The organism is Mariniflexile litorale (assembly GCF_031128465.2).
GTDB classification, from domain to species: domain Bacteria; phylum Bacteroidota; class Bacteroidia; order Flavobacteriales; family Flavobacteriaceae; genus Mariniflexile; species Mariniflexile litorale.
This window is the reverse complement of record NZ_CP155618.1, coordinates 3,622,081-3,634,766: the sequence shown is the minus strand read 5'-3', so window position 1 is coordinate 3,634,766 and position 12,686 is coordinate 3,622,081. Positions and strand designations below refer to the sequence as shown.

Sequence of the window (12,686 nt, the reverse complement as noted above, 5' to 3'; positions counted from 1 at the left end):
AATGAGGGTACAAAGATGCGATGGATACCTATCACAAAACATTGAACAAGTTCAATAAATGAATTTTCAACTATTTTTTACTAGCGATTTTCCGTCTAATTTTACTCAAAAACTCGTGGCTTATGCCCAAATATGCGGCAATCTGTAAGTTTGTTAATCGTTGAAAGAGTTTAGGATATTTTTCAATAAAACCTATATAACGTTGCTCTGCTGTTTTACTTAAATTATCTATCATTCTTCGTTGCAATGCGATATGAGTTTTTTGAGTCATGATTCTGAACAGTTTCTCAATTTTGGGAATGTTATTATAAGCAAACTCTTTATTTTTTTTTGAAATTAATAATACTTCACTATCCTCCAATGCTTGAATATAAAGTTGTGATGGTTTTTCATTGGTAAAACTATCTATATCAGTAATCCACCAATTTTCTTGAGCAAAATAGAGTACTTGTTCAAAACCATTATTGTCTATGTGATATACTCTGAAAAGTCCTTTGGTAACAAAGCCCTCAAACTTACAAATCTCTCCTTCTCGCATGAGGAAATGTTTTTTTCTAACTTCTTTTTGGTTAAATAAGCTGCAAAAACTATCTAGCTCTTTTTTTGAAAGAGTAATATGGTTTAATATATTTCGTGTTAGTAATTCTGTCATATTCGAGCTTGGATTCAACATTACGTCCAACGATAGGTATAACCACAATAAATTAATCTAATTGCAATTATATCGTTTATGTATGCAACTTTTTAATTAGGTTGCCTACGTTTTTGTATATGAGCTGTGGCGTGTCTCGGCACAGACCTTTCCAGATAAAAACTGGCTTTGGAGAACTAGGCTAGTGCCTTTCATAGGATACGGGGTTGGCAACTGTTTTATTTTCAATGAAATTCAATGGCTAGTTGAGTAATCAAATCATCCTTAAAGCCCAAGAGAATTGGGTTCTTGATTTCTTTAGGATTGTTCATGCACATTCCAGGCATAATGCATTTAATTTCAAAGCTTACTAATTCATTAATGATGCTCTCTCTCGTTACTTTATTTATTACAGTTTCGCCTATTTTTAGTACTCCTTCAAAAGTTTTGTTCGGAAAGTTTTTGTCCCCATCCCAATTAAAGTTAAACGCCAAGGTCAGTAGTTTGCCATTCACTGTATGAAAGACAAGACCCAAATCTGGGTATCGATAGTTAATTTTCCCTGTTGGGTGCTCTTTATAAATTTCTGGCTCACCAAGCGCTTCCACAATCTCTTGGTAAGTGGTTTCATTGTTTACTGATACTCCATTCAATTTAACCGAGTAGTCTTGATTGTAAACAACTTCAATGCTTTCCTGTCCAAAACATATGATTGTTGAAAGACTAAATAGTAAGATTCCGAATAATTTTCTCATTGTTTTTGTTTTTGTGTACAACGTTAAATATATGGCATTTGGGGCAGAAAATAAACACTTATTTTTAAATAAGTACTAAGCCAAACTATTGCATTTTAATTTATCTTTTTTATTATCAAGCTAAATCAAAAGATTTGGCGACTTTTGAAATAAACACCAGATTTAGGTTAAATACTAATCGCCCTATTTGCTATATATGGTGTTGTACCTAGTTTAATTCAGTTAGTCTTGTCAATAAAAATTCTCCTAATCCAAGTTTAAGAGCTAATTCGTTTTTTGATGACTTTAATATTTTTAATTTTTGAGGGTCACCTTCAATTCCATTCAAAGTAAGAGTTTGATCTTTTAATACCCAATTCCCACTAGTTTTTTCTCCCATCATAAATGTATCATATTTGCCATTAGCAAAAAACTCGAATTTCCATTTTCCGATTACTTGTGTTTTTAGGGATTCCATTCCAGCTTGATCGATACCTTTATTAAGTGCTTTAGTAAAAACCCATTTTCCAACAATCGTTTCCGAATTTTGAGCTGATAGATTAAAGACTGCAAACATTAATAATATTGTAAATAAGATTTTTTTCATTTGTATATTTTGGCATTAATTAACTCTATTTCTTTATTTATTACTCGGTTTGATTTCAAATCAATTCTTATTGATTCAAATTTAATTTGGTCTTTAAAATTCTCATGGAATTTTTCTATATAATCCCTTGATTGTCCATAGAGAAATTCAGAAAAGTGGTTTATTCCTATAGAGAATTCTAAATCAATGATTGAATCTGTACTTTTTGGTATTTGGAAGTAAGTAATATTGTCTAGGACTGCTTAATCCTCTGTAATAACCTAAAGTGTCTTTTTCTTTATTTAATATAAGACAGTAAAGTTCGTAAGGTCTTTTTTGCAAGTAATTCCAATCTGATTTGAATTCAGGACAGAGTTTATCATTCCAAGAAATAGCATAACCTCCATCAGCAAATTCTAGATAGATTTCTACGTCTATTTTCATTCTGTCTATTTCAAGTTTTTTAGGTTTGTCAGAACAACTAAAAAAAACTCCAAAAATCAATATGTAAATAAGTTTGTTCAGTATATTTTAATTAGATACAACGGTTCGTATAATATTCGTATAATAATAGTGCAGGTTTGTGAGCGGCGATTTTCCGAAGGAAAATCAGAAGCTAGCAAAAAGCACTAACTTTTTATTAAGCATAAAACTACGCATAATTTTTATACATTGTTAGCCACTGGCTTTCTTCATTAAATTCGGATTGTGCTAATATAAGTCCAAATAATAAACAGAATTTGTAATGGGATTCGAAACCATAAATAGGCAAGACCATTTCCATCAAACGTTCCTTTTTGGTAATTCACATTATTTATAGAAGCATAAATATTTGCAGGTAACATTAAAAGAAGGAAAATAATTAATGTCCATCCAGATATAACTTTTAATTTAGGAATTAAAAGACCTATTACAAGTAAAATCTCAAAGATTCCTGTTAAGTGAACAAAACTTTCTTTAAAAGGAATAAATCGAGGTATCATCATTGACATTCCTTTTGTAAAGACAAAATGTCCAATTGCTGTAAATACTAGCATCATAGACATTGCAACCCTTGCAGATAATGCAAAATCATATTCTTTCCTTGTGAACTTAATTACAAAAAGACATATTATAAAAGTTAATAAAAGTATAATTAATGGTTTCATATTTTTCTAAATTATTGCAATACAAAGGTTAGAAAAGAATAAATAAAAAGAATGAACCCAAGTTAATTAATGCGTTTTCTTATTCTACTCAAGGCTTGTGGAGTAATCCCAATATATGAGGCAATATATTTTAAAGGAATTTGTTGTAATAATTTTGGTCTGTCAGAGAATAAGTCCAAATATCGTTCTTCGGCTGTTTTATTTAATAAGGAAAGTTCTCTTTTCGATTTTATTAGAAACATATTTTCAGCCATCTTCCGTCCAATAATATTTCCGTTACTTGTTCTTTCATAGACTTCTTGTAAATCTTTGTTCGAAATTTTCCACAAGATTGTTTCTGTCAATGTTTCAATTTGATATTCGGATGGACTTTGTGTTAGAAAAGATTCATAAGCAGTAACAAATTCATTGTCAAATAAAAAGCCAAAAGTTAAATCAGATTCTTCTCTAGGAATATAAAGTCGGATTATTCCTTTTGAAATAAAGGATAAATAATTTTCAGTTTTACCAATTTCTAATATTGTAGTGTTTTTTTCAAGCTCCACTTTTTGTAGTTTCAAAGAGAAAAATTCCCAATCAGAATCGTTCATTGGAGATATATTATCAATAAATTTTCTGATTTCGTTCATTTTGCGCCTAACGGCTCGGCTATGATTATTACGGGAATTAAAATTACTGAATTTCCGATTAAGCACTTAGCCAAAACTTTTTATTTTGTTTTATCTTTTTTGTTCTAAAGCCAAATCAAAAGATTTGGCGGACTTTGTTAAAAGCTCTAAACTTTGGATTAAGCACCAATACCCGTATTAATTATAGCCATTGGTATATGAAAAGTAGACAGTTTCAAAGTGCAAATTTTTCGGTTAATCACAAAATTTGATACGAACCAAAAGCTTTGAATTCACTCCTATTTCGCCCATTTTTCATATACATTGTTAGCGGGTCGTTGTTTACTTTTATGGTATTGTTATCTCCATTAAAGCCACATTCAAATTACGGTTTTGAATGGGAAGTTCCGGGGCATTTGTTGTCCTGTAATTTTCAATAAACCTAAACCCAAATGATTGGTAATAGTCAATTATTTTACCATTATCAGCCCAAGTGTCCATTCTTATAAATTTTAAATTATGTTGCCGAGCATATTTTATTGCCCAATTCATGACTTTTTCAAACTGCTTTTGCCCCTTATGATTTGGGTTAACAACTATTCTATGTAAATATATTGCGTCATTCTGGTCACGATTGTGCCATATTAGCGGGTCGTTTAGTTGAACGCTGAAAACACAAAGAATGTCATTTCTGCTCACTATTTTATATTGAAGATTGTGTTGAATGTCATTCACCAAACCTGCTTTATCAAGTGTTTTCCAAACTTTATAGCCATTTTGTCCCTGCAATTTCATGGCTTCCTCAAAAAGCCAAAGAACTGCTGGAAAATCATCCATTGTTGTATTTATAATTTTTTCGTTGTCTTGTTGCATAGTAATATGTCATCAACCAATTCAGGTAGTCCGTTTGCAAATGCGTGGTCTGTCCCATTCAAAACTTTTATGGTGGCCTTTGGAAAAGATTTTTTGTAGAAATTCAGATGTTTGAAAGGAACAATTGAATCGTCTTTACATTGATAGAGAAAAATCTTATTAACTTGCTTGAGTTCATTTTTAAAATTATCCTTGAGTACAAATTCGTCCACATCCCAACCGTCTTTTCCCCACAATGGCGTGGCAACTAAATACAGCGTTGAAATCAAAACATTTGGTTTTTCTTCTGAAATGAATTTAAGCAGCATTGAAGCTCCCAATGAATGCCCAATAAGGATTGTAGGTTGGCTAGCTTTCTTAAACTCTTTTGTGAAAAGATTTTTCCACATTTGATAAGTTGGAGCTTCTGGGTCATCAATTATCGGGTAAAGAATTTCAAATTCGTTTCCCAATTCATTTTTTAAGTACGTTACTAAATCAAAACTTCCTTGTCCTACGCTACCTTGTCCACCACCACTATGAGCGAATAAAATTTTTATGGGTTTCATTTTTGACAGATTTGTAATGGCCACTCATTTAATTAATTATAATTTTTATTCAGCGTTTTTGCAATGCCCGCTAACGATAGGTATAACCACAATAAATTAATCTTATTGCAATTATATCGTTTATGTATGCAATATATTACTTTTTAATTAGGTATCCAATGACTTAAAGCGCTTGGTTATTAAATCTAAACTAGATAAAATGGAATATTTAGAAAAACTACTAAATGAAAAATAATTTGCTTGATTTTAGTTTTATAAAAGTGACTAATAATTGTCATTATTCCTATCCCTATATAAGAATTAGAGATCTTTGCAGAACTTTTTAAAATAATTAAAAATTCTATAGTTTTGTAATTTTACAAAAAAAGAACGCAACCATTTATGGCTTATACCATCTAAATAAAATAAATTATACATAGTCTTATGAAAGAAAAACTAATCTTTATTTTCTTTACACTTTATTCTATTTTCAGTTTCTCACAAGTAACATTAAATTCCCCTACTGATAATGCTAATTTTTTAGTGGTTGACCAAATTTATTTAGAATGGATTGAAGATACAAATATATTAGGAGGTAATGTGAGTTATGATTTGTACTTTGGTACGAATTCCAACCCTATTTTATATTACAGTGATTTAACTCCAAGTACAAATGGAGAAATTGATACTGATACTTATATTCTTCAAGGAGGAATAATAGATGGTGTTAATACAATACCTACAAGTATTTTTTTTAAACAGATAACCTTAAATTATAAAACCACGTATTATTGGAAAGTTGTTGCAAAAAACACAAATGGTGTTTTATCTATTAGTGATACATTTTCATTTACAACCATTAGAGAAAATACGTTGCCTACAACACCACATTTATTATCACCTGTAAATGGCTTAACAGATGTAAATGCAAAACCTACTTTGTCATGGTCTGAAAGTATAGATGCCGATAATGACCCAATAACCTATCGTGTATTTTTTAAAGAAGACCATCCTGGAAGTAATTTTAGCCTTTTAACAGAAACTACAGAAACTTCATATACCATTTCAACAACTCTAAAAGATTATACCTCCTACATTTGGTATATACAAGCAATAGATGGTTATGAAGGTGCCAATGCGTCTGTTAGTTCTAATACCGCATCGTTTACAGTAGAAAATTATCAAAATGATGCCCCTACAGCATTCTCTTTATCTACTCCTCAAGATAACGCTACCAATAGAGGGTTTCAGGTTAATTTCTCTTGGAGTGTAAGTACAGATGCGGATGATGAGCCCATTCTGTATGATGTTTATGCAGATGCAAATAGTAACCCACAAACATTAATTGCCTCAAATATTTCTAAAACAACATTTTTACATACGTTTAACACTTATGATGAAATTTATTGGAAAGTAGTTGCAAAAGATAATTTTGGGCACGAAACAACATCCAATATCTGGTCTTTTACTTGTTGGAAAAACAGACCTATTGACCAACCCGAAATGATTAATGTTGAAGGTGGCACATTTACCATGGGGCAATCTGAACATTCTCAAATTCAAATAGGTGTTTTAATTAACGGAGATCCGCTTTATATGGACATATCGAACGAAAACCCCGCACATCCGATTACATTAAGTGATTACAAAATAGGGACATACGAAGTAACGAATACCCAATATGTAGCCTTTTTAAATAGTATACTTGATGATATTGTAATTGAACCTACCGATTTTCGGGTTCATCGAAATAAAGCCTTTAGTTATAGAAGAGCATCCTATAAAGGGAAACAAGCACTATGTCAAATTTTTGATGCCACAAGAGATTTAAGTACCCGAGCAAATATTGATTATGAACCTAATTTTGACTCACCAATTATTTGGAACGGTACATCTTTTGAACTGGATGCCAATTATGCAAATCATCCCATTCGATGGATGTATTATACAGGTACAAAGCTGTATGGTGAATGGTTAGGGAATTACCGTGTGCCAACAGAGGCCGAATGGGAATATGCGGCATTAGGAGGTAATAAAAGTTTGAGTTATGCCTATAGTGGCAGTAATAATGTTGATGATGTAGCTGTTAAATCAAGTGCTTCAACCGCTTCAGTTGGTACAAAATTACCAAACGAATTAGGTATTTATGATATGTCGGGTAATGTTTCGGAAATATGTGAAGATTATTATAACCCAAACTACTATGCAAATAGCCCCACCATTAATCCAATAAATACTGTTTATAATAATTTTGGGCATGTAACAAGAGGTAGAGATTTTCGTTTAGATGCTCCTCCATATTTTAGAAATAAAACAAGGTTTAGACTTTCTGGTGAACAATATATGAATTCAACTGGCTTTCGTTTAGTAAAATCTGCAGATTATACGGTAAGTGGAATTGTTACAGATACTCAAGGAAATCCACTAGCAAATGTTTCTGTTTTAGGGTTTCCTACATCAGTATTAACTGATGTTAATGGAAATTATTCCACTTCTTTAACAGGTGGTTGGTCTGGTAAAGTTAGCACTTATTTAAATGGTTATACAAATAATACAGGAATTATAGAATTAAATAATTTGACTGAAAACTCTATATATAATGACTTTGTTTTAGAACAGGAAATAACTATGTTTGATTTCACTATTTTAGTTACAAATGGTATAAACCCGTTAAATGGTGTATCTGTGAATTTTAATGGTTTAGATTATATAACAAATACTAATGGGGAAATTCAAATTAACAACTTTACTATTGGTACATACAATTATGTAATTAAAGAGGTTGGCTTTTACGAAGCGACGGGATCTGCTATTTTAACTGAAGATAATTTAATAAAAACAATTGTATTACAAGAACAATCTTTAAGTATTGATGACTTAGAATTAGCTAGAAACAAATTTATAGTTTATCCTAATCCTTCTAAAATAAATGAAGATTTTTTTATAAAATATGAAGGTAAAGGAGAGGTCAATATTTATAATATATCTGGTCAATTAGTATATGAAAATAATATAAAGAATAGTTTAAAAGTTTCCCTTAAGAATAAAGGTGTTTTTTTTATTGTTATTAAATCTGAATCTAGTGTTTTATCTACAAAAATAATTATTCGTTAATTAATAGTAATTTACATATTCCGTTTTAATACATTTTCGGTTGCATTAAATTTTCTGTTGTAATATTAGTTAATATGAAGAATTATTCAAGGATAATCAGTTTTGAGAAATTTTTATTATTTACCATTCCAAAAATCTGTTGCAAATTTTGATTTGGTTATTATAAACACTTTTTTTGTCTATTTTTTATGGTGTCACAACTGTGTATAATGACTCTCAATAGTAAAAGGCTATAAATTCTCAATTAAATTGGTTAACGTGTTTAGTTAACTGGCTTTATCCAATTTTAATATCATATTTATTTAATAATCCTAGGACACCCTCTAAGGAAAATTTCGCTTTAGAAATGCTGTTCCGTTCCGGATCAATAGTGTAATTTTTAGCCGTAAGAAAATTTACTGATTTAAGATTGGTGTTACTAAAAATAGTATTGGTGAGATCGGCGTTTTTGAATATAGAATGGGTTAAATCGCATTCAGAAAAATCTACATCTTTAACAGATGAATTAATAAAAGGGGTTTTTTGCATTTTTTTTCTAGCAAAGGAACAGCAGTCTAAAATACAAGCATCAAATTTTAATGAAAAGAGAAAGTCATTACAACTACTAAAATTCACTCCTAATAATTTACATTCTTTAAAGGTGATATTATCTAATTGACAGTGATTGAATTTTGTAATTGAAAGATTGCAGCTTGTAAAAACACAATTGGTAAATAAACATGACAGAAATAAACTATTTGAAAAATCGCAGTTTATAAAATTGCAAGTATCGAATTCTCTATTTTTCGTTTCTTTTTGAGCGTAAACTATTTTATTAAAAGATTTATTATAATGCGTGAGTACTTCCATTCCTTTTATTATAATGTCTTAGTGGCTATTTATTTCTTCTTTAATTCGTTTTAGATAATTTGGCAAATTGTTTTCTATTAATTCCAATCCTTTGCCATCATCATCTACCAGGTAAACGTGATTCTCTTTCATTCCTTTCCTAACCCAAGCTTTATTTTCTTTTAAACTTCCCTTTCTGATTATAATTAATTCATAATATTTAACATCAGAATTCCAGTCTGCTATAGTAAGTTGGTTGAAATCAGAAATTTCAGGATCATTATGAATGTTTTTTTGTCCTATGTCTGAACCTAAAAAGGCATCACAATTCTCAAACTTATAATGAGGGTTGTTACTATCAAAGTTTCTATAAGTCATTTTATCACCATTCTTGAGTATAAATGTTTTTATTTTTTCAAATTCATTAGTATCAATTTGACTGGTAATATTTTTAAAATTCATGTGCTCTTTTCGATTTTTACAAGTGATATTTTTTGTCGAGATACCATTCAATAATATTATTGAAAGTGACAATATTATAACTTGTTTAATCATTTTTACTAATTACCATTAACTATGGTATATAACAATTTTTATTTCTCATACTTTGTAAATAAGTGAAGGTATGATATGTTTTAGTTAGCGTTACCTGGTAAAGATAAAATTAATTGTGTATAAAATACTCTCTTAAAAAAGATATAAATCCTATTAATATAAGATTCTTGTTTTCCTGTGGAGCCTGTTGGGTTTGGTAGGTTGGTCTAAAATAAATAATGGTGGCTGTTCTACCATAAAATGCTCACTTTTCGATAAGCAATATGCTTTATTAAAAACAAAAACGGTTCTGGCTTGCTCCTAAACCACTATTTTTTATATGTGTATTTGTTAGCGGTTTGTTGTTTCTGCTACCAAGGAATTTCACTTGTTTCAGGGTTCGTTTCTTCGCTAAAGAATGTACCTGTTGGACCGTCTTTGTCAATCAATGCATATTTTACAATTCGATTTCCTGCAATTTCTACTTTTCCACCATTCTGGAAAGTGAAATCAGTACTTGTATAACCAGGACAAACGGCATTTACTTTAAAGTCAGTATCACGTAACTCATAAGCTAAATGTATGGTATACATATTCAAAGCTGCTTTTGATGAACCATAAACGGCATATTTTGCAAAGTCATAAGCTGGCCAACTGGGGTTGCTTTGCAGCGACAGAGAACCTACGCTAGTGCTTACATTAACAATCCTTGGTTCAGGCGATTTTCGTAATAAATCCATAAATGCTTGGGTAACTCTTGCGACCCCAAACACATTGGTATTAAACGCTAACATAAATTGGTCTGAACTCGATTTAAGTGCGGTGTACGGACTACCTCCATTGACACCAGCATTATTGATGAGAACATCTAAGGATGTTATTTTTTTTCCAATTTCTTCTCGAGCAGTCTTAACCGAATTTTCGTCCGTAACATCTAATTGTACCACTTCTACATGGGTTAATCCTTCCAGTTTTAATTTTTCAACGGCTTTCTTCCCTTTTTTTAAATCTCGGCTGGCGAGAAAAACGTAAAATTCTTTTTGCAATAATTGTTTTGCTGTTTCAAAACCTATGCCTTTATTGGCACCTGTAATCAATACTGTTTTCATTTTTAATAATTTAAATTAACAATACAAAATTGCTACTTATAAAAATGAAATGGTTTACCTAATGGTAAAAAGCGATTAACGAATGTTTTTGCGTATTCTGCTTAATGATTGCTGTGTGACACCTAAGTAAGATGCAATATGTATTAATGGAACTCGGTTAATAAGTGATGGATAATTTTCCATAAATTCCAAATAACGTGTCGTAGCATCTTGAGAAATTACAGGACCTTTTCTAGATTTTTCATACATACATATTTGCACCATTTTGTTTTTTATGTGGTCCCAACCAACGATAATTTGAGAAAGTTCTTCCCAATTTTGTTTTGAAAACACAACGAGTTTGCAATCGGTACAAGCCTGCAAATATTCTGAAGAAACTGTATCTGCCTCAAAATTGACATAGTCTACCATCAAACTATTTTCACTAATAAAGCATCGTGTAACCTCCTCTCCTTTGTTGTTATAATAACAACCACGAACAACTCCTTTTACAACAAAGCCAACTTGTTTGGGCACTTTTCCTGCTTCAGAAAAATAGTCGTCTTTTTGAAGGGTTAATTCTTTTGATTTACTTATTATAAGATCTATTTGTTGTTTGTTTAGTGTGCCAAATTGCAATATATATTCTATCAATTCTTTCATAATCGCAAGTTAGTAAATACTAAATTTTGATAATTTATCATTTGGTAAAAAAACCTCTTAAAAGATATAAATACTATTAATTAAGATTCTTGTTTTCCTGTGGAGCCTGTTGGGTTTGGAGTGAGTTGGTACATAAAATCCGGATTTAAGCCCGCTTCCTTTCGGTGTGATACGTATAAAATAGCGGTATCGGTTTCTTTGGCTATTTTATTGATGAGTTCTGTGAACAGGTTCACATCAAAATCGTCTAATCCGTTAGTAGGTTCGTCCAAAATAAGTAATGGTGGGTGTTTTACCATGGCTCTGGCTATTAATACCAGACGTTGGTGTCCTTTGGATAGCTCTAAAAAGTTTTGTTTTCTAATAGGATACATATTTAAAACATGCAGCCACTGCTCGGTAATATTAATTTGCTCGTTGGTGGGTTCTTTATAAAGCCCAACCGAATCGAAAAAACCAGACACAATCATATTTGCAATAGAATCTAAGCGTTTAAAACCACGTAGCATTTCCGAAGAAAAATAACCAATTTTCCTTTTTATATCCCAAACGCTCTCACCACTCCCCTTTTTAACTCCAAATAGGGTGATATCTTGTCCGTATGCTTTGGGATTATCGCCATATATCATGCTTAACATGGTACTTTTACCCGCCCCATTAGCGCCTAGTAATTGCCAAAATTCGCCGCGTTTAATTTCCCAGGAAATGGCATTTAAAATAGGCCGATCTTGATATGCAACCGATACCTTATTGAATTTAATTAAGGGATTGATGTTATCGGCTATAGGACGGTAGGGCTTTGGTAAAGCTTCCACAAAACGTATTGGGGTATTTATATCTTTAGCTACTTGTTTATTAAATGGCACAAGCGCATGGCCTTCTACTGTATAAACTTTATTTATAAAGGGCAGAATTTCTTCTTTTCTATTGGTTATTTGAACAATGAGTGTTTTATTACTCAATGTCGTTAATGTTTTTTCAATGGCTGCTTGTTTTTCTACATCTAAATTGCCAAACACATTGTCGGTAATAATATAATCGGGATTTTGTGAAATGATGTGATGGAGTAATGCTTTTTTACGTTCCCCTTCTGAAGAATGCAGTAAACTGTTTTTTGTATCGGTTTGCACATCAAATTGACCATGAATCATTTCTTCTTCAATGAATTTATTCAGTGTGATTTCTGAAAAGAGAGCGTACTTTAAGTTTGTTAATTCTTTAAATGTACTTCCTGAAATGATGCGTTCTATAAGCAGAAGTTTATCATCATTATTTGAAATGTAAATGGCTATGTGATTTTTCAAACTGGTTGCTTTTTGCGTTCTAAACTAATAAATAAAATTTAAAAAAAG

14 protein-coding genes are annotated in these 12,686 nt (G+C 31.1%); 1 reads left to right on the top strand and 13 read right to left on the bottom strand.

All coding sequences use genetic code 11. From position 1 onward, the window contains the following. Positions 1–70 precede the first annotated feature (70 nt). The 8 genes from QLS71_RS15185 to QLS71_RS15150 all read right to left on the bottom strand — a co-directional run bounded on the left by QLS71_RS15185 (position 71) and on the right by QLS71_RS15150 (position 5,128). Positions 71–652 carry a Crp/Fnr family transcriptional regulator gene (locus QLS71_RS15185; RefSeq protein ID WP_308993724.1) on the bottom strand — a complete coding sequence of 194 codons (582 nt, stop codon included), beginning with the start codon at positions 650–652 and terminating at the stop codon, positions 71–73. A gap of 224 nt (positions 653–876) precedes the next feature. After that, a complete protein-coding gene (locus QLS71_RS15180) occupies positions 877–1,386 on the bottom strand; it encodes a hypothetical protein (RefSeq protein WP_308993725.1) in 510 nt (169 codons plus the stop codon). A 208-nt stretch (positions 1,387–1,594) separates the two neighbouring features. After that, positions 1,595–1,972 carry a lipocalin family protein gene (locus QLS71_RS15175; RefSeq protein ID WP_308993726.1) on the bottom strand — a complete coding sequence of 126 codons (378 nt, stop codon included), beginning with the start codon at positions 1,970–1,972 and terminating at the stop codon, positions 1,595–1,597. A gap of 183 nt (positions 1,973–2,155) precedes the next feature. Next, positions 2,156–2,395 (bottom strand): hypothetical protein, encoded by a 240-nt coding sequence (locus QLS71_RS15170; protein WP_308993727.1) that lies wholly within the window; start codon positions 2,393–2,395, stop codon positions 2,156–2,158. Positions 2,396–2,646: 251 nt separating this feature from the next. Beyond that, complete coding sequence (locus tag QLS71_RS15165) at positions 2,647–3,099, bottom strand: hypothetical protein (RefSeq protein WP_308993728.1); 453 nt, start codon at positions 3,097–3,099, stop codon at positions 2,647–2,649. A gap of 62 nt (positions 3,100–3,161) precedes the next feature. Continuing rightward, entirely contained in the window at positions 3,162–3,728 is a 567-nt protein-coding gene (locus QLS71_RS15160) for a Crp/Fnr family transcriptional regulator (RefSeq protein WP_308993729.1), read from the bottom strand. A 327-nt stretch (positions 3,729–4,055) separates the two neighbouring features. Further along, positions 4,056–4,580, bottom strand: coding sequence for a GNAT family N-acetyltransferase (locus QLS71_RS15155; protein WP_308993730.1), 525 nt, complete (start codon positions 4,578–4,580; stop codon positions 4,056–4,058). Continuing rightward, positions 4,553–5,128 carry an alpha/beta hydrolase gene (locus QLS71_RS15150; protein ID WP_308993731.1) on the bottom strand — a complete coding sequence of 192 codons (576 nt, stop codon included), beginning with the start codon at positions 5,126–5,128 and terminating at the stop codon, positions 4,553–4,555. The genes QLS71_RS15155 and QLS71_RS15150 overlap by 28 nt, the downstream gene beginning before the upstream one ends. 423 nt (positions 5,129–5,551) lie before the next feature. On the opposite strand from QLS71_RS15150, the gene QLS71_RS15145 reads away from it, so the two are divergent. Further along, positions 5,552–8,221, top strand: a complete 2,670-nt coding sequence (locus QLS71_RS15145; protein ID WP_308993732.1) for an SUMF1/EgtB/PvdO family nonheme iron enzyme — start codon at positions 5,552–5,554, stop codon at positions 8,219–8,221. A 276-nt stretch (positions 8,222–8,497) separates the two neighbouring features. Here the strand turns inward: QLS71_RS15145 and QLS71_RS15140 are convergent, their stop codons facing one another. The 5 genes from QLS71_RS15140 to QLS71_RS15120 all read right to left on the bottom strand — a co-directional run bounded on the left by QLS71_RS15140 (position 8,498) and on the right by QLS71_RS15120 (position 12,638). Continuing rightward, positions 8,498–9,070, bottom strand: coding sequence for a pentapeptide repeat-containing protein (locus QLS71_RS15140; RefSeq protein WP_308993733.1), 573 nt, complete (start codon positions 9,068–9,070; stop codon positions 8,498–8,500). An 18-nt stretch (positions 9,071–9,088) separates the two neighbouring features. Then, positions 9,089–9,511 (bottom strand): hypothetical protein, encoded by a 423-nt coding sequence (locus QLS71_RS15135; protein ID WP_308993734.1) that lies wholly within the window; start codon positions 9,509–9,511, stop codon positions 9,089–9,091. 443 nt (positions 9,512–9,954) lie between these two features. After that, positions 9,955–10,692, bottom strand: a complete 738-nt coding sequence (locus QLS71_RS15130; protein WP_308993735.1) for an SDR family oxidoreductase — start codon at positions 10,690–10,692, stop codon at positions 9,955–9,957. A 75-nt stretch (positions 10,693–10,767) separates the two neighbouring features. Continuing rightward, a complete protein-coding gene (locus QLS71_RS15125) occupies positions 10,768–11,334 on the bottom strand; it encodes a Crp/Fnr family transcriptional regulator (protein WP_308993736.1) in 567 nt (188 codons plus the stop codon). Positions 11,335–11,414: 80 nt separating this feature from the next. Beyond that, positions 11,415–12,638: an ATP-binding cassette domain-containing protein gene (locus tag QLS71_RS15120; RefSeq protein ID WP_308993737.1), complete on the bottom strand. Its 1,224-nt coding sequence runs from the start codon at positions 12,636–12,638 to the stop codon at positions 11,415–11,417. Positions 12,639–12,686 lie beyond the last annotated feature (48 nt).